Source organism: Streptococcus sanguinis, assembly GCF_900475275.1.
In the GTDB taxonomy this organism is placed as follows: domain Bacteria; phylum Bacillota; class Bacilli; order Lactobacillales; family Streptococcaceae; genus Streptococcus; species Streptococcus sanguinis_N.
Genome location: NZ_LS483364.1, coordinates 71,783 through 89,006, shown reverse-complemented (window position 1 = coordinate 89,006; position 17,224 = coordinate 71,783). Strand labels below are relative to the sequence as shown.

The window sequence follows — 17,224 nt, the reverse complement described above, 5'->3', positions numbered from 1 at the left end:
AAATCTAGAATTTCTATAAATTAAGGCTTTTCGTATTTGGCAAAAATCTTCTCTAAAACAGTAATCTGCGTGAAGGCCAATCCAGCAAAACCGATTAAAACAAAGAGCGATAGCCCTAGTAAAAGTAAAAGTCCTGAACTAAGAAGCACTGTCAAAATAGCTACTAGAATAGCTATCATCAGGAAAAACCAAGGAAAGTTAAGACTGAGCAAAACTAGACTAGTCTGTAACCCACCTATAAGAGACTGCTCAAATCGGCCAGCCAGTGGATAAACACACAGAAAAAGCGCTGTTGTAAAGATAAGAAGAGCAAAGCAGGCAACTTTCAGTATTTGAAAAGGTAGAGCCTCCTGACCCCAGATAAGAAGAAGGTCAAAAATACTGATAGCAGACAGCATCAGCTCCAGCAGGCCCAACTTGAAGCCCAACTGCCAATTTTCTCGGAAGGCCTTGATATAGACAGCCGTTACTTTTACACGACGACCGCCTTTGATCTCAAAAAGAGTTTGATAGAGGCTTAGCTTCGCAATACCGATGGTTAGAAGAGGCAGAGATGTCAGCAGAAAAAGCAAGTTTACTGTCGCTAAATCAAGGATTTTCTCACAAATCTGCATAAAGAAATTATCCGTATCAAAAATAGTCTCTATCAATCGAGCACCTCTTTTATCCATTGCTAGCCTCCTTTTCAAATATTAATCCAACAAAACTTTAAATACACACTTTTTAACTGTCTCTTCTCTGCCAGCAAATTGATTAGGCTGGTGGGCTTCTTCTGGCAAAAAAGCAGCAAAATTGAAACCGTCTAACAAGAGCGGATAAGTCTGTTTGCAAACAACAAAACCAATATCTCGCCCTTCATCATAGGCTTCCTGAACTTCTCTAATCTGACAGCCATATTGGATCAGTTCATGCCCTTCCAAAAGAAAGTGCAGGTCCAAGTATCTCTGGTGAAATTCAAAGCTTTCCTCTTGCTGCTGACTGAGAGTATTTTCCTGCAAAAAGAAGAAGACCCTATCACCATCTACTTCATAGCGCCCTGAGTTTAGATTAGATACATCGTGACTCAGGAGATAATCAATGGCTGTATCGATATTTTCGTGAATCCCTCGATAGCGAACAAGATTCTCTAATTGATCAAAAATCATATTTCTATCCCTTAACAGCTCCCATCGTGATTCCTTGTGTGAAGGATTTTTGGAAGATGAGGAAGACTGCCACAATTGGCACTGCAGCCAAAGCTGCTCCAGCCATAATGAGGCCATAGTTGGTTGCCATTTCAGCCTGCATAGTCGCAACCCCGAGCGAGATTGTCAGATTCTGACGAGATGTCAACATAACCAGCTGCATAAAGTAGTCGTTCCAGGTATTGATAAAGGTGAAAATAGCTAGAGCCGCAAAGCCCGGTTTGACAATCGGGAAAGCAACACTCCAGAAAGTCCGAATTTCGCCACAACCGTCGATCTTTGCAGACTCAAGAAGCTCTGTCGGGATATTTTCACTGAACTGCTTCATTAGAAAAACTCCGAAAGGCCAGCCAACCAACGGTAAGATTACTGCAGCCAAGGTATCGTGAATTCCCATGAAATTAACAATACGCACTAATGGTACCAGTACTACTTGCTTAGGCAAAGCCATGGCCGCAATGAAGATGGCAAAAAGAATCCGTTGACCATAGAACCGCTTCTTGGCCAAAACATATCCTGCCAAAGAAGAAGTAGCACAGACCAGAAACATGGTCGCAAGCGAAATGAAAACACTATTCCACATCCATTGCATGGCTGGATTTTGCACCATCAATTGCTGGAAGTTTTCAACCGTTGGCATTTTTGGCCACCATTCTGGCGGAATGACAATCGTTGCTGGTTGAGACTTGAAAGCTCCTGTCAAAATCCAATAGAAAGGAAAGACAAAGAGGATGGTTAATATGGCCAAAACAAAGCCTGATACCACCTTAAAAACGTTCATTTTTTTAGTTTGCATCTTCTTTCTCCTTTCTCTAGTATTCTACATCGTTTCCAAGAATCTTGAATTGGGCAAAGCTGATGATGGCAATCATGACTGCTAAAAAGACTCCCATGGTATTAGCATAGCCGTATTCAGATAACTTGAAGGCTTTTTCATACAGATAGTACATGAGCGTACTGGTTGAGTAATTAGGTCCGCCTGATGTCAAGAGCTGAATCAAGGCAAAACACTGGAATGAGTTAATCGTAGTAATGATAGCAATGTAAAGGGTTGTTGGAAGCAGGCTAGGCCATTTGATCTTCCAGAAGACTTGCATTTCTGTTGCACCATCCACTCGCGCAGCCTCAACTAGAGAATTGTCAATATTTCCCATAGCTGCGATATAGAGAATGATAGGCTGGCCCACAGAAGTTGTTAAGAGAATAATGATAATCGCTAGCAATGCCCAATGTTTATCCCCAAGCCAAGAAATATTTTGATTGATGACATGGCCTGACTTCAAAACAAAGTTCAAAATACCAGACAGCGGATCGTAGATCCATTTCCATACGACCGTCACAGCTACGCTCCCTGTAACAACTGGCAGGAAGAATACAAAACGGTAAAAGGAACGAGAGACAGCATTCATCTCATAAGTCTGCGAAGCCACAAACAAAGAGAAGAGAACTACAATCGGCACAGAGCCGACCACGATAATGACCGTATTAATCAGCGATTTCATAAAGACCGGATCTTTAAACATCCGAATATAATTATCAAATCCGACAAAAGTAAAGGAGGTCATCGTATAGTTAAAAAAACTAGTAACAAAACCCATAATCATAGGTGCCAAGACAAATACCGTGAAAAATATCAGTATTGGAGCTAAAAACGCGTATGATACTAGGGTTTCTTTCATTCTGATTTTATTGACTTTCACAATGAGGTACCCCTCTTTCAAGATTTTCTAACAAAATCCCCCTTTTTCTACCTCTAGAAACTGTCAACAGAAAAAGGGGAGGATTTCACATTTGCTTATTTTTTAGTAATTGTTTCGTTTGCTTTTTCTGTAAATGTCTTCAAAGCAGGTTCAACCTTTTCATCACCATTGGATACAGATTGGAGCATTGGGAACCAAAGGGTTCTCATTTCCGCAAAGCCATCAATCGTGTTGTAATATGGTGAATAGTACTGAGTCCAACCACTGATGGTTTCCATACGTTTATCATCATAGAGTTTTCCAAATGAAGTACGAACTGGGAAAGCACCTGTGCGAACTACATTCTTAGGTCCCCACTCTTTGTCATCAGCGATAAATTGGACGAACTTCTTAGAAGCTGCTACTTTCTTTTCATCTTTATTGTTAAAGACTGCAAATCCGTTTACAAGATATTCAAGAGCTGGTTTACCAGATTCTGATGGGAACGGTACTTCCACTACATCAACTTTACTGGCTTCTAAAAGTTGTGCTTGAATACCATTTTGAGAAGGAGCCCAAAGAAGAGTGTAGGATGTTTGGCCGTTAGCAAAGTTTTGAATATCTGCTCCACCATCATATTGAGAGCCGTTCATCATCAAACCGTCGTTAATCCAGCCAACTGCTTTTTCCAGCCCTTTGACAAACTTAGGATCGTCAGTTGTGTATTTGGTAACTTTTTCGTCTGTAATAGATCCGCCGTAAAGATTAGCGATGAAGGCACGAGTTCCTTGGTCACCACCTTGACCATTACTAAAGAGGGAACCTGGAGTATAGCCTTTATCTTTCAGAGCTTTCAGCACTTTTTCAAAATCAGATGTTGTCCAGCCCTCCTTGACAAGATTTGCTACACCAGCATCTTCCAACATTTTCTTATTGAAAGCCATATAGAATGGAGCAGAGCTGATAGGATACATGTAAGCTTTGTCTCCTGCCTTGCTGGCTTGGATAATGTTATCATTATTGACATCTTTGACAAAGTCATCAGTAAAGAGATCATTCAAATCAGCTAATTTACCATTTTTTCCATACTGGATAATCCGACCTGGTGCATCAAATAAAACATCTGGTGCTGTGCCTGCTTCGATAGCGGTCGTAATCTTTTCAGGACCAGATTTAAAGTCAATAGTTTCTAGATTGACATGAATATCTGGGTTCGCTTTTTCAAAAGCCTCGATAATTGATTTTTCATAAGTTCCAACACCATCGTTGGCATTTTCCTGTGTGAAGACTGGGAAAGCCCACCAAGTAATCTCTGTTTTGCCAGAATTACTGCCAGAGCTAGCTGTTTTATCTGATCCGCCACTGTTTCCACAAGCTGCTAAAGAAACAATTGCAGCACCTGTCAATAACGATGCGAATATTTTTCCGAATTTCATATTCTTTTCTCCTTAAAAATGAATTTCTCTTAAATCTAGTCCTTTTCTTTACAAAAACTGAGAGACTTATCTGTCTTTATTTTTCCAGTTTAAAGTAAAGATTGGACCTGGTGACAGACATGGACCTGTTGGTCCTTCTTGTTTTACTGCTTCTTCAGAACAGTAAATAAGTATTTTTAGAACCTTAACTCGATAAATTCACTCCCTTTTAATAATTTTCTTTTTATAGATAGCGTTTTCATTTTTATTTAAAATTCTTAGATTTTGATTCTCTCCTGACTATCAAAGTCAAATATATGAGCCTTAGGCATCTTAAAGGTAAAGCGAATCTTAGAGCCAGGCTCCAAATAGTTAGAAGCTTCCACTTTGGCTGAAAATTCTTGTACGCCAGCCTTACAATAGAGAACAGACTCGCTGCCTAGCAACTCAGAAACGGTGACTTCAGCATCTACAGTACTATCTGGAAAAGTATCTTCTACTATCAACTCAGCTGAGATATCCTCTGGTCGAATGCCCAGTATCACTTTCTTCCCTTGATAACCTTTTTCTTCTAGGATTTTACGTTGACCGTCTGGAAGTCCAACAGCAAAGCCTTGTCCATCTGTAAGCTGATCGCCCTCTAAGTTCACTTCAAAGAAATTCATGGCTGGACTACCGATAAAACCTGCCACAAATTTATTAGCTGGTTCGTTATAAAGTTCCTGCGGCGTACCGATTTGCTCGATTCGACCGATAGTACCTGTTCCTGCTTCATTCTTAGTAGCTGACATGATAACGATGCGGTCAGCCAAAGTCATGGCCTCGGTCTGGTCGTGGGTTACATAGATTGTCGTCGCTCCGATACGGCGGTGAATTTTTGCGATTTCTGCCCGCATGGACACGCGCAGTTTAGCATCCAAGTTAGATAAAGGCTCATCCATGAGGAAGACTTTGGCATCACGGACAATCGCCCGCCCCATAGCTACCCGCTGACGCTGGCCACCTGACAAGTCGGCTGGTTTACGATCCAGCAACTCTTTCAGCCCAAGGATTTCCGCCGCTTCCTGAACTCTTTTGTCAATATCAGCCTTGTCATACTTGCGAAGCTTGAGTCCGAATGCCATATTGTCATAAACAGTCATGTGAGGATAAAGGGCATAATTTTGGAAAACCATGGCGATATCCCGATCTTTAGGAGCAATGTCATTGACAAGATTTTGATCAATATAGAGCTCCCCTTCTGTGATATCCTCAAGGCCTGCAATCATCCGTAAGGTTGTTGATTTTCCACAACCGGAAGGTCCTACAAAAACGATAAACTCCTTATCCTTAATATCCAAATCAAAATTCTCAACAGAGTAAAAATCACTATTAGGATATTTTTTATATAGTTTATTTAGTGTTAAGGTTGTCATTCATCTACCTCACTTATTTTAATCCTGCAACAAAGCGCTCTGTAATTTCTTTAGGCCGAGTAATGGCTCCGCCGACAACGATACCTCTTACACCCAAATCATGTATCTGCTTGGCTTGACTTGGATAGTGAATCTTTCCTTCAGCGATGACATCAAAGCCTGCTTGGCACAAGCGGCGGATAAGCTCAATGTCTGGTCCGTCAACCTTGGGACTGTAAGAAGTGTAGCCCGATAAGGTAGTGCCGACAAAGTCTACACCAGCTTCTACAGCAGCAGCAGCTTCCTCATAGGTACTAATATCTGCCATCAATAGCTGATGAGGATACTTGGCCTTAACCTGCTTGATGAAATCCGCAATTGTCAGGCCATCATGGCGTTCCCGCTTGGTACAGTCCAGAGCAATGACTTCAATATCCAGAGCAGCCAACTCATCCACTTCCCGCATGGTAGCCGTGATAAAAGGCTCTTGTGGCGGATAGTCGCGTTTGATAATTCCGATGATGGGCAGAGAAGTTACTTCCTTGATCTCCCGAATATCGCGAACACTATTAGCTCGAATACCAACAGCACCGCCCTGCTCAGCAGCCTTAACCAAGAGAGGAATGACTCCTCCAGCTTCCGTATAAAGCGGCTCCTGGGGCAAGGCTTGACAGGAAACAATGATGCCGTCTTTAATCTTGGCTATCAAGTCATCTTTTAAAATCTGTGACATGAATATACAATCTCCTTTCGTAAGACGTCGGTCTGATCAGATAGTCTAACAACTACCTAGAACCTCAGGTGGAGCAGAGAAGAAGGCCGCAAACAAATATTTTTACTTCCTTATCCTGGACTCCGTTTTTTAACTCGAGTATTTCATAATGTTATTATAAATAATTTTTAAAGCGCTTTCAATATTGTTTGAGATTTAGATTTTAGTTTCCGAATTTTCCAGAAAAACAGAAATTTCTGAAACTACTTTCAGAAATCCGTTTTGTAGAAAAGTCAATGAAAGAGCAAGCAAACTTCTAAAAAGATTCTCACTTTCTATACTCCCTCAGGCAAGTAAAAAGGGCTAGGCCTTTACCTAGCCCCAAAGGGGGGGACGAATATTATCTCTCGGATTTCAAGTCCGAAACGAGAGAAAGTCTTTTTATTTTGGTTCCGCAGAGCCAGTTAAAGACAGTATCGCTGACACGGACATTCATAGCCTCATGCCCATACTCAGGCAGGAGATGATACTCTTTTTCTCCAGCCAAGCTGTTATAGATGGCAAACTGCGTGATAGGATAGCAAACATCATCCTCTAGGCCAATAATCATCTGCACTGGACAGCTAATACGATGGGCCAGATTTTTCACGTCAATATAAGCAAGTGTCCGCAACAACTGCTCTTCTGTCTCATGAAAAGGATCATGGAATTTGAAATAACGAAAGAGCTCATCATAGGCTTCACTGGTATTGCCAATCTCCAAAACCCGTCTAAAGTCAGCAAGGAAGGGATAGATGGCTACAGTCTGCTTGATCCGAGAATTTAATGCAGCTGCTGCCAAAGCCAAGGCTCCGCCCTGTGAGCCTCCAAAACTAGACAAACGGTTTTCATCCACGAAGTCCAAACCAGCCACTAGCTCGACCAAGGTGTAAACATCCAGATAGACATCCTTGAAAAAGAGCTGATCCGGTCCATCTAGAGCCCCGCGGATAATATGTCCTTTAACAGTATTGCCGCGGACTTCTCTATCACCATCCAGTGAATATCCTGACTGACCACGAACATCCATCGACACCACACCCCAGCCCGCTGCCGTATAGGCCAGCATATCAGACCAATCCCATCCCTGCCCCATATAACCATGAAAATGAAACAATACCGGAACTTTTTCTGATAACTTAGGCACAACTAGCTTAGCGTAGATTTGTCCACCGTTTCCAGACTTGAAGGTTAGCTCATAGCAAGTCGCATATGCAATTTGAAAATCTTTTTCCAGCAACTGGTAGTCCTGAGGCACTTCCAACTCCGCCACGTATTGATTCCAAAAGGTATCAAAATCGTCGGGCATTTCATCTCTTCCGCGATAATCTAACATTTCTTTAAGTAAAGTAGGGTTTTTCATGTCTTATCCTCCCAACGATTCTTGAAACCTCTTTCATCATACCATAGAAAGAGGAAATCTTCAATAGGTTAATATATAGATTTTCTATTTTTTCTGAAATTTTACCGATTCACTGCCTAAGAACCTATATGAAGCAGGAGCAGTAAATAGAACAAACTAAATCCTATGTTTAGGCCAGCTCCGTTAAGGTAGGGGCGTCCGATTCTCAGCTTTTCTACCAGTAAGATAGTCAGCAGACTGAGAGGTAAAGGCGTCAGCAGCCCCAGATAAGCAGGCAATATTGTCTGACCGGTAACTATTAGCAGCGAGTAAACGAGCCATCCTAGACCTGTCAGAGCGATAGCTGTCCGCCAGGTTATATCTAGAAAGAGCACTGCTTCATTGATAAGCCCGCTATCTTCGTCTGAGCAAACTAGTCCGCCGCTTTGTTTATAAGCCTTTTTGCTGATGATCCCAACGTAGTAAAAGGCCACATGTGCCACGGGTGACAGGGCAAATCCAATTCCTAACAAGGCTATTGACAGATAGGCCCACAAGCCCTTATTTGTCAAACCAAAGAGAGCATAAAGCGAAACTAACATAAGAGGGATTGAGAAGTTAGCCACCAAAGCGCCCAGGCGCAGCCGACCGACAGAGCCAGACAGCATCAGCATAGCCAGCTTCTTATTGCCAATCCGACTCTGCTCCGTAAAAGAGTCATAACTCTCCTTATCTACCTCAAAGCCAACCAGCAGAATATCCCCCAATAACCAGCAAAGACCACTCAACAGCCCAGCCCATAAAGATAAAACAATCACATTACTCTCCTTTTTCCATTGTCCTCTTATCTTAGCACAAAAGCTCACTTAATCACAAGTAATCAGAAGGTTTAAGTCTTTTTACCCCAGCAAGCGCCTTTCGTTAAGAGACCTAGAGCTCACATCGCTCCGCTCCTCAGCATCCATGTCTCTAAGCTCAGCTTCGACCAGAGGTCTTGCCTCGCTAAGACACATAAAAAAATCCCCTACCAAAGGGCAGGGGATGACCGACAAACTGTCTTATTTTTAATTGAGGAAGCTGCTCGCTTATTTGCGGCGTCCTGGGCGTTCCTTGTAGCCATAGTATGCGTCTTCGATGATTTCCTGCATGTGGTCAACCATTGGAAGGCGTGGGTTAGCTGGCGAACATTGATCTTCATAGGCAAGGAAGGCCAATTCGCGTGAATGTTCTTTCCATTCTTTTTCGTCAATACCTTGAGCCTTGAAGTTCATTTCGATACCGACACGTTCTCCCAGTTCATAAACAGCTTTCGCAAATGATTCAACACCTTCTTCTGGAGTAGAAGCTGGCAAGCCGAGCATGCGAGCGATGTCTTGGTATTTCTCATCCGCACGGTAGTAGTTGTACTTAGGCCATGTCGCTGTCTTAGCTGGACGTGTACCATTGTAGCGGATTACATATGGCAGTAAGATCGCATTGGTACGACCGTGGATCGTGTGGAACTGAGCACCAATCTTATGGGCCATAGAGTGGGAAATTCCCAGGAAGGCATTGGCAAAGGCCATACCAGCGATAGTAGAGGCATTGTGCATCTTTTCGCGAGAGTGGAAGTCAGCATTCTTAACAGAGTTTTCCAGATTTTCAAAGACTAGTTTGATCGCTTGGAGAGCCAAACCATCCGTAAAGTCGCTGGCCATCTGAGATACATAAGCTTCTGTTGCGTGAGTCAGAACATCCATACCAGTGTCTGCTGCAACAAATCCTGGAACAGTCAGTACCAGAGCTGGGTCTACGATGGCTACAGTTGGAGTCAGAGAGTAGTCAGCAATTGGGTACTTACGGTTGTTAGCCTTGTCAGAGATAACGGCAAATGGTGTTACTTCTGATCCTGTACCAGATGTTGTAGGGATTGCGATAAACTTAGTCTTCTTACCAAGCAACGGGAATTTGAAGGCACGTTTACGGATATCCATGAATTTTTGCACAAGGTCACGGAAGTCCACTTCTGGTTGTTCATAGAAGAGCCACATGACTTTGGCTGCGTCCATTGGTGAACCACCACCAAGCGCAATAATTGTATCAGGTTTGAAGGTACGCATAATCTCTGTACCACGTTCAACAGTTGTGATATCTGGATCTGGTTCTACGTCTGCAAAGATTTGGTAAACAACCTTATTACGACGAAGATCGAGTTGTTCGATGATACGATCTAGGAAACCAAGCTCTACCATAGCATGGTCTGTTACAATCATGACACGTTCCACATCACGACATTTTTGCAGGTATTGGATAGAGTCACGCTCGAAGTAAGTTTTTGAAGGGAGTTTCATCCATTGCATATTATTTCTACGTCTTCCTACTTTTTTGATGTTCAAGAGATTCACAGCACTAACGTTATCACCAACTGAGTTGCGACCATAAGATCCACAGCCCAGAGTCAGTGATGGCAGGAAGGCATTATAAACATCCCCGATACCACCGAAAGTAGAAGGTGAGTTGCAAATAACACGGATGGCACGAACAGCCTTACCAAATTCCTTAGTCAACTCTTCGTCCGCTGTATGGATAGCAGCTGAGTGGCCAAGACCATGGAATTCTACCATTTGACGGGCCTTTTCAACACCGTCTTCACGGGATTCAGACTTGAGAACAGCGATGACAGGTGACAGTTTTTCACGTGTCAATGGCTCTTTTTCCCCAACTTCTTTACACTCTGCAGCCAAGATATTCGTATCTTCTGGCACGCTGAAGCCTGCTTGCTCTGCAATCCAAGTAGCTGGCTTACCAACGATATCCGGATTGAGCTTAGCACCAGCACAGTTCTTGCTGTTTGCCTTAGCGCCGAAGCAGAATTCTTCCAACAGAGCTTTTTCTTTCTTATTTACAAAGTAAGTATGGTAAGATTTGAACTCTTCTACAAACTCATCATAAACTTCCTTGTCAATGATAACGGCTTGCTCAGAAGCACAGACCATACCATTGTCAAAGGACTTAGACATAACGATATCGTGCGCTGCTTGACGGATATTAGCTGATTTTTCCACATAAGCTGGTACGTTTCCGGCACCAACCCCAAGAGCTGGCTTACCACATGAGTAAGCTGCCTTCACCATTGCATTACCACCTGTCGCAAGGATTGTTGCAATCCCTTCGTGGTTCATAAGTGCAGAAGTTGCTTCCATAGATGGTTGTGTAATCCATTGCACACAGTTTTCAGGCGCACCTGCTGCAATCGCAGCATCACGCACGATTTGTGCTGCATGAGCAGATGATTCTTGAGCAGATGGATGGAAAGCAAAGATAATCGGATTACGTGTTTTTAAGGAAATCAAAGCCTTAAAAATAGCGGTTGAAGTTGGGTTAGTTGTTGGAGTAATTCCGCAGACAACACCCACTGGCTCCGCAATCAAGGTCAAACCAGTCACATCATCTTCCTGAATAACACCGACAGTTTTCGTGTGGCGCATATTATTCACAACGTGCTCACAGGCAAATAAGTTTTTAGTCGCCTTATCTTCAAAAACTCCGCGACCCGTTTCTTCATAAGCATGCAGAGCCAACTCACCATGGGCATCCAAAGCTGCTACAGAGGCCTTGGCTACGATGTAGTCCACCTGTTCCTGATTCAGCTTTCTCATTTCCTCCAGTGCAACCAGACCTTTTTGCACCAATTCATCGACATGCTTTTGCGCTGCCAAAGCCTTGTCTTCTTGTTCTACCGTTTTCTTCTTTTCAGCCATTCTATTCCTCCAATGGTTTTGCCTTAGGTTAGACGAAGAACTCCAACCTTTGTTAAATATTTCACAATTCAATTATAACTTATTTAACGATTTTTGTAAACACTTTCACTTAACATTCACAAACTTTTCTCTATTAATTTGTGAAATACATAACAAATTCACTTATTTTACAGCCTATTCTTTTAGTCATTGTGAAAAAATTTTTTATTTTTTAGAGATTTCACATACTTTTACTTTCACATAATATATGAAAGCGCTTTCTTTATTTAAATATAAAAAGCTCGGACGAACCGAGCTGATCTTTACTTTATAAACTTATAAAAGATGAACCTTAATTCCCATTTTTAATAATCTCAATCGTCATCATAAACACGTTCACCATGTATTTTGATATATTCTTCGCGTTTTCTATCCAACTCTTCCCAGATGGGATCGTCAATAGCATCAATCGTCTGAATTTCTTCCAGGCTCATCTCATTTGCTTCATCAAAGGTTAGAGATAAGATATCTTGGTGCTTTTCCTTGAATTCCTCGACTGTTAGCCATGTTTTCTTATCATCTTCACTGATTTGTCCATCAATAGCAATCGCAATTTCAAGCGCCATAATATACATAGCACGCTTATCAACTGTTAAAACATCCAAATAATTAGAAGCGATTCTTAGATATTTTCCCTTTTCTCTACCGTCGCTTTCATAACTTCCCTCATAATCCAAATCAATATTTTCATATTTTTGGGAATTTATTGCACTGCCACCTTTAACCTTGGCATCTTTCCAACAGGAGCCACTTGCTCCCCACTTATCTAACCGCAAAGATAAATAGAAGTCATTTTGCAACATCTCGTCATTCCCAACATTTGAGAAACTTATTTTTTGGCCATTTCTTTCTTTAAACCACATTTTCCATGCGAGTTCTCTGTAGCCAAATGGCACTTTTCTAGTATAATCACCTTTAATATATAGTCTCATAAATCTGAGATATCGCCTCCATGTGCTAGTATATATTCTTTTCGACTATTGGCTTCTTCCTCCCAAAGAGGATCGTCTACAACATCCATCGTTTGAATTTCTGTCAAACTTAGTTCATTTGCTTCTTCAAAAGTTAGAGATAGAATAGTCTCATGTTTTCTTTTAAACTCCTCAATTGTCAACCAGCTATTCTTGCCATCCTCGCTAATTTGCCCGTCAATAACCTTTGCAATCTCAAGCGCCATAATGTACATGGCTCGTTTATCTATTGTCAAAACTTCCAGATGGCTGGTTAAAATTCGGAGATAGTCTCCCTTTTCGTTAAAATCTGTAGCAACTGCATCTTCAAAATTGATTTCAATACATTCCTCAATATGTGAAAAGAGACTTCTTACGCCTTCCTTTAGGGGGACACTAGACCATCTCTTATCAGCAGTGCCTTTCCTCAAGGATAAATTTGAGAAAAAATCTTCTTGTAATGCATCATTGTTCCCAGCATTTGAGTAAGAAATTTGCTCATCTTCTGGAAACCACATTTTGCCAGCTAGTTCTAAATAACCATAAGGTATCTTTTTTGTATAATCGCCTTTTAAGTATAATTTCATTCGTCCTCGTCATCCAACTCCACTTCTCCATGGATTTTGATGTATTCTTCATTCCTGCGGTCGTCTTCTTCCCAAACTGGATCTCGAACATCATCCATAAACGGAATTTCTCCAAGACTCATCTCATTAGCCTGTTCATAACTCATCGAAAGGATATCTTCATGCCTTTTTTTAAATTCCTCCACACTTAACCAGCTCTCTTTATCATCTTCGCTAATCTGACCATCAATAGCAGTCGCAATTTCAATCGCCATAATATAGAAGGCACGTTTATCAACGGTGAGAAGTTCAAGGTGGGTAGAAGCTAAACGTAGACAGTCTCCTTTTTCTCGATAGTCTGTTGCTGGATTATCTTCGTAATCTAATTCAAGATTTTCATATACATGACTCCCAAATTTGTTGGTAATCCCTTCTTTCAACTGAACATTATTCCATCTATTATCATGCATCCACTTATTCAATTTCAAGTGAATAGTTGGGTCTGTTTTAAATGGGCGAGTATTTCCAAAATAAGAAAAATCTACTCGCTTACCATCTTTAGTATCAAACCACATTCTCTTCGCTAGTTCTAAGTAATCAAATGGAATTTCTTTGGTGTAATCGCCTTTTATATAAATTCTCACTCGCCTTCCTCATCATCGTCCAACTCTACCTCTCCATGAATTCGGATATACTCCTCGCGCTTCCTATCCAATTCTTCCCAGAGTGGCTCGTCAATGGCTTTCATAACCTTCATCTCTTCTAAACTAATATCGACTGCTTCGTCGTAGGTCAAATTCAGTAGGTCTTTATGTTTTGTTTTGAATTCTTCAACACTCAGCCATGTTTCTTTGTCGTCTTCGCTGATTTGACCGTCAATAGCAGATGCTACTTCAATCGCCATGATACAGAGAGCTCGCTTATCAACCGCTAGAATATCCTTATGAGTCGTGATGATTCGAAGATAGTCTCCTTTTTCTCGCCCATCACTTTCATAAGAATCTTCAAAATTTAGATTTAAATTTTCACGCTTAAAAGTCGCCCAAGAGTCTTTTCCTATTCTAAAATCAGCCATTCCCCAACGCTCATCATTTGAAGAAAATTTGTCCAAACTAACGCTAAAATAAAAATCATCATCACATGCGTAAGAAAAACCAACTTTCACTCCCTTACGTTCCTTGAACCACATTTTCCAAGGATATTCCATACTAGCTTGATAGATATTAGCTTCGTAGTTGCCTTTAATGTATAGTCTCACTCATCTTCCTCATCGTCATAAACTCGTTCACCATGGATTTTGATGTATTCTTCATGAAGCCGTTCCTCTTCATCCCACAAAAGGTCCTCTACAGGTTTCATACTTTTCAGTTCCTCCACACTGATATCAGTTGCTTGATCGTAGGTTAGTGATAAGACGTCCTTGTGCAACTCCTTAAAAGTCTCTACATCAATCCAGGTCTCTTTGTCATCCTCACTAATCTGCCCATCAATAGCAGAAGCTATCTCGACTGCCATGATATACATAGCACGTTTATCAACCGTTAAAATATCTGTATGTGTCGTAGCAATCCTAAGGTTTTCTCCACGTTCTCTCCCATCAGTAATAAAATCATTTTCAAATTCCAATTGAATATTTTCATCAGAAAACGAATTCCAAGGATCGCTCTTGTCGTATGGTATATGATTCCATCGTTTATCATTAAATCGCCATTTATCAAATTGAACTCCAAAAAAGAAATCATCTTGTAACATCTCATTATCACCCACATTAGAAGTAGTAATCAAATGGCCATTCCATTCTTTAAACCACATCTTCCAAACAAGCTCTCTAGTAGTAAATGTTATTTTTTTCTTAAAATCACTTTTGATATATAGTCTCATGTTCTCTCCTAATTTCAGTAATTATTTTGAAAAGTTTTCCAAATTCTATCTACAATTTCATTTTTGACACTCTCATTAAGATTTTTCAGTCTCCTTGTTTTATTTACCCAATTCATTACTGAATTTCTATCTGATATTTTTCCTATATCAATATGCTCATCGATAGAATACCCCGACTTTCCACTTCCAGATTGAACCTGGAACACTCCATCACCATTAGTACCACTAGTTGGCTCCCAATCCACACGAAGCTTCACTTTTCGATTTCCTACTCGGGCTTCAATTAGTTTACCACCTCTGCCGGAAATGGTCTTACTCGTCGGTTTATTTGCCTGCCAGCTGTTATAGTTACTAGCTGCACTGAGGGTAACTCCTAAATTCGCTGTATCAATTTCATAAAGAGTTCTAGCAACTGACAAAGTCCCATCTACAACTAGGCCTTCTGCAGTAATATACCCTGCTTCTACAGCTGCTGCTGCTACTAGCGCCGAGCCACCTCCAGTTAGTGGAGCCCACTCCAAAGCAAAAGCTGCTCCTAGAGAAGTACCAGCATAAATACCAAGACCAGCTAAAATTTCTACTACTCCCTTAGCCAAGTCAACAGAATTAGCTTCAAAATTTTCTTGAATAAGTTCTTGGTATTTTTCATTGACCATTCTCGTATAAGCACTATCATACTTTCCATTTTTTAGTACAGAAAAGTTATCATCTTTTTGATAATGACGATCCTTATAAGCTCTAAAATCAAAAATATCAATTATATTGCCTTCATTGTCAATCTTTAGAGTATGATTATAATCATCAACAATCTTATCCCATTCTGAACGCGGTTTCCCCTTTAACTTTTCCTTGAGTTGACTACGATAATAGGCATCCCCTTCATCCGATAGCATCATATTCCGAGAAGCTTCTTGAATCAATCGTTCTTTAGGCTCTAGATATTTTTTCTTCGAAATAGTCTGAATCTTCTGAGCCTTCATCTTAGTAGACCAACTCATATCTATACCATCAGTAGAGTAATTACCCTCACTGTCTACCAATACCTGACTAAGCTGCGTCGCTCCTTGGATAGCTAAACCCAAAACCTGCAGACTATCTGTGAAATACTGGGACACCTGATCCACAAACCATTCCAGTTTGTCTATTTTTTCTTGAATTTCTCGAATACCGATATTTAGTTGAGTTTCAACTTCCATTAAAGCAGATGTCTGAGATAAAAGCTCTCCCAACTTACCTGTCAGCAGAGCTCCTGCATTACGGAAAAAATCTTGATTATCTGCAATCTGCTTTTCTACTTTTGCCAGTTGCTCATTTTTTATTTTCAGCTGTTCCTTCAGTAGATCCAAGTCCAATTCGCCATATCCAGCCACCTCGGAATCAGCACTTTTATAGGAAGCAAGCTCTCCCTGAATATCATCAATAGCCTCTTGCAACTTCTTGATGGCAGGGATGATTACCTCAGTAAATAAGCCTTTCCCCGCTGTATAAGCCGCTCCCTGCAGCTCACCCGACTCCAAAGAGGCAATCAGATGGTCGCAGCCACTAGATAGACGATCGGTCACTTGATTGGCTACTTGAAGGTTGCTGGTCATCGCTTGGATAAGCTGGGCTGAATCTGCTGCACTATATTTTACTCCCATGGCAGACTATTCCTTTCTTTGGTCAGTTTGTCTCGCTCTTCTTCCATAGTCTTTCTTGTTTGACGACTGAGCTTTCCAAGTTCATCCATCTGAACATCCACATAGTTCTTAACCTGTCGGTTAAGATACTGAGTTTCTGATAAATCACGACTGAGGGCAGCAGAGCTTTGAGGGTGTTCATAAAGTAGATGTTCCATTCGGGTCGTCAAGTATTGGAAATCCGTCGCAAAATTCGCCAGGGAAATCTCGTATTGACGTTTCATCGTCATAAATTCGTCTTCTTTTTGGTCGACTTTGAGGATTTTTTCGTAAAGTGCCTGGCGTTCTTTTTCGCTTTTATCTGCCTTCATCTCAACTCTCCCAGCGCTTGGCTTCCTCTATATCGCGTTTCTCAATTTTTGCAGCAATTTCTGGAAATTTATTGGCCTGAGTCAGAACAGCTGAGCTGAAGTCACTGACAGCCTGTAGCATTTGATTGCAGGCCTGACGGCCAGCTTCCATCCCAGCAATCCCTGTTGTATAGGAAAATTCGACTTGTTGATTTTGTGCATTGCTAGTATCAACTCCAACTAGCTCACTGATAGCAGAGCCAGCTGAAATGGCGCTTGATTTAATTTGTCCCATTGTTGCTTCTCCTTTTGGA

General features: G+C 41.2%; 18 protein-coding genes and 1 pseudogene. All 19 read right to left on the bottom strand.

Annotated elements, in window-relative coordinates:
- Positions 1-20: 20 nt before the first annotated feature.
- Positions 21-671, bottom strand: a complete 651-nt coding sequence (locus DQM55_RS00525) for a DUF624 domain-containing protein (protein WP_002922731.1) — start codon at positions 669-671, stop codon at positions 21-23.
- A gap of 21 nt (positions 672-692) precedes the next feature.
- Positions 693-1,145, bottom strand: coding sequence for a NanQ anomerase/TabA/YiaL family protein (locus tag DQM55_RS00520; RefSeq protein ID WP_002922732.1), 453 nt, complete (start codon positions 1,143-1,145; stop codon positions 693-695).
- A gap of 4 nt (positions 1,146-1,149) precedes the next feature.
- Positions 1,150-1,980, bottom strand: coding sequence for a carbohydrate ABC transporter permease (locus tag DQM55_RS00515; protein WP_002905745.1), 831 nt, complete (start codon positions 1,978-1,980; stop codon positions 1,150-1,152).
- A gap of 16 nt (positions 1,981-1,996) precedes the next feature.
- Positions 1,997-2,884, bottom strand: a complete 888-nt coding sequence (locus DQM55_RS00510; RefSeq protein WP_032906291.1) for a carbohydrate ABC transporter permease — start codon at positions 2,882-2,884, stop codon at positions 1,997-1,999.
- 95 nt (positions 2,885-2,979) lie between these two features.
- Positions 2,980-4,299 (bottom strand): ABC transporter substrate-binding protein, encoded by a 1,320-nt coding sequence (locus tag DQM55_RS00505; RefSeq protein ID WP_111675137.1) that lies wholly within the window; start codon positions 4,297-4,299, stop codon positions 2,980-2,982.
- A 257-nt stretch (positions 4,300-4,556) separates the two neighbouring features.
- The gene (locus DQM55_RS00500) at positions 4,557-5,693 is read right to left on the bottom strand and encodes an ABC transporter ATP-binding protein (protein ID WP_002905742.1); all 1,137 of its coding nucleotides are present in this window, start codon (positions 5,691-5,693) and stop codon (positions 4,557-4,559) included.
- 13 nt (positions 5,694-5,706) lie between these two features.
- On the bottom strand, positions 5,707-6,405 hold the full coding sequence (locus tag DQM55_RS00495; RefSeq protein ID WP_048773683.1) for an N-acetylmannosamine-6-phosphate 2-epimerase: 699 nt from the start codon (positions 6,403-6,405) through the stop codon (positions 5,707-5,709).
- Between the two features lie 379 nt (positions 6,406-6,784).
- Complete coding sequence (locus tag DQM55_RS00490) at positions 6,785-7,786, bottom strand: alpha/beta fold hydrolase (RefSeq protein WP_111675136.1); 1,002 nt, start codon at positions 7,784-7,786, stop codon at positions 6,785-6,787.
- A 116-nt stretch (positions 7,787-7,902) separates the two neighbouring features.
- The gene (locus DQM55_RS00485; protein WP_111675135.1) at positions 7,903-8,583 is read right to left on the bottom strand and encodes a DUF6796 family protein; all 681 of its coding nucleotides are present in this window, start codon (positions 8,581-8,583) and stop codon (positions 7,903-7,905) included.
- An 81-nt stretch (positions 8,584-8,664) separates the two neighbouring features.
- Positions 8,665-8,769, bottom strand: a pseudogene (locus DQM55_RS11870) (shikimate dehydrogenase); the annotation flags it as partial.
- An 81-nt stretch (positions 8,770-8,850) separates the two neighbouring features.
- Positions 8,851-11,505, bottom strand: a complete 2,655-nt coding sequence (gene adhE / locus DQM55_RS00480) for a bifunctional acetaldehyde-CoA/alcohol dehydrogenase (protein WP_111675134.1) — start codon at positions 11,503-11,505, stop codon at positions 8,851-8,853.
- Between the two features lie 353 nt (positions 11,506-11,858).
- Positions 11,859-12,476 (bottom strand): hypothetical protein, encoded by a 618-nt coding sequence (locus DQM55_RS00475; RefSeq protein WP_111675133.1) that lies wholly within the window; start codon positions 12,474-12,476, stop codon positions 11,859-11,861.
- The gene (locus DQM55_RS00470) at positions 12,473-13,081 is read right to left on the bottom strand and encodes a hypothetical protein (RefSeq protein WP_111675132.1); all 609 of its coding nucleotides are present in this window, start codon (positions 13,079-13,081) and stop codon (positions 12,473-12,475) included. Before DQM55_RS00470 ends, DQM55_RS00475 begins: the two co-directional genes overlap by 4 nt.
- Positions 13,078-13,704, bottom strand: coding sequence for a hypothetical protein (locus tag DQM55_RS00465; protein WP_111675131.1), 627 nt, complete (start codon positions 13,702-13,704; stop codon positions 13,078-13,080). The genes DQM55_RS00470 and DQM55_RS00465 overlap by 4 nt, the downstream gene beginning before the upstream one ends.
- On the bottom strand, positions 13,701-14,318 hold the full coding sequence (locus tag DQM55_RS00460) for a hypothetical protein (RefSeq protein WP_111675130.1): 618 nt from the start codon (positions 14,316-14,318) through the stop codon (positions 13,701-13,703). The genes DQM55_RS00465 and DQM55_RS00460 overlap by 4 nt, the downstream gene beginning before the upstream one ends.
- Positions 14,315-14,941 carry a hypothetical protein gene (locus tag DQM55_RS00455; protein WP_111675129.1) on the bottom strand — a complete coding sequence of 209 codons (627 nt, stop codon included), beginning with the start codon at positions 14,939-14,941 and terminating at the stop codon, positions 14,315-14,317. Before DQM55_RS00455 ends, DQM55_RS00460 begins: the two co-directional genes overlap by 4 nt.
- 14 nt (positions 14,942-14,955) lie before the next feature.
- On the bottom strand, positions 14,956-16,581 hold the full coding sequence (locus tag DQM55_RS00450) for an LXG domain-containing protein (RefSeq protein ID WP_111675128.1): 1,626 nt from the start codon (positions 16,579-16,581) through the stop codon (positions 14,956-14,958).
- A complete protein-coding gene (locus DQM55_RS00445) occupies positions 16,572-16,931 on the bottom strand; it encodes a hypothetical protein (RefSeq protein WP_048773666.1) in 360 nt (119 codons plus the stop codon). Before DQM55_RS00445 ends, DQM55_RS00450 begins: the two co-directional genes overlap by 10 nt.
- A gap of 1 nt (position 16,932) precedes the next feature.
- Entirely contained in the window at positions 16,933-17,205 is a 273-nt protein-coding gene (locus tag DQM55_RS00440; protein WP_002894417.1) for a hypothetical protein, read from the bottom strand.
- Positions 17,206-17,224 lie beyond the last annotated feature (19 nt).

Coding starts and splice junctions, on each gene's coding strand:
- adhE (WP_111675134.1), bottom strand. CDS start 11,505: ATGGCTGAAAAGAAGAAAACGGTAGAACAAGAAGACAAGGCTTTGGCA.
- DQM55_RS00450 (WP_111675128.1), bottom strand. CDS start 16,581: ATGGGAGTAAAATATAGTGCAGCAGATTCAGCCCAGCTTATCCAAGCG.
- DQM55_RS00500 (WP_002905742.1), bottom strand. CDS start 5,693: ATGACAACCTTAACACTAAATAAACTATATAAAAAATATCCTAATAGT.
- DQM55_RS00440 (WP_002894417.1), bottom strand. CDS start 17,205: ATGGGACAAATTAAATCAAGCGCCATTTCAGCTGGCTCTGCTATCAGT.
- DQM55_RS00525 (WP_002922731.1), bottom strand. CDS start 671: ATGGATAAAAGAGGTGCTCGATTGATAGAGACTATTTTTGATACGGAT.
- DQM55_RS00490 (WP_111675136.1), bottom strand. CDS start 7,786: ATGAAAAACCCTACTTTACTTAAAGAAATGTTAGATTATCGCGGAAGA.
- DQM55_RS00520 (WP_002922732.1), bottom strand. CDS start 1,145: ATGATTTTTGATCAATTAGAGAATCTTGTTCGCTATCGAGGGATTCAC.
- DQM55_RS00495 (WP_048773683.1), bottom strand. CDS start 6,405: ATGTCACAGATTTTAAAAGATGACTTGATAGCCAAGATTAAAGACGGC.
- DQM55_RS00445 (WP_048773666.1), bottom strand. CDS start 16,931: ATGAAGGCAGATAAAAGCGAAAAAGAACGCCAGGCACTTTACGAAAAA.
- DQM55_RS00505 (WP_111675137.1), bottom strand. CDS start 4,299: ATGAAATTCGGAAAAATATTCGCATCGTTATTGACAGGTGCTGCAATT.
- DQM55_RS00455 (WP_111675129.1), bottom strand. CDS start 14,941: ATGAGACTATATATCAAAAGTGATTTTAAGAAAAAAATAACATTTACT.
- DQM55_RS00515 (WP_002905745.1), bottom strand. CDS start 1,980: ATGCAAACTAAAAAAATGAACGTTTTTAAGGTGGTATCAGGCTTTGTT.
- DQM55_RS00475 (WP_111675133.1), bottom strand. CDS start 12,476: ATGAGACTATATATTAAAGGTGATTATACTAGAAAAGTGCCATTTGGC.
- DQM55_RS00470 (WP_111675132.1), bottom strand. CDS start 13,081: ATGAAATTATACTTAAAAGGCGATTATACAAAAAAGATACCTTATGGT.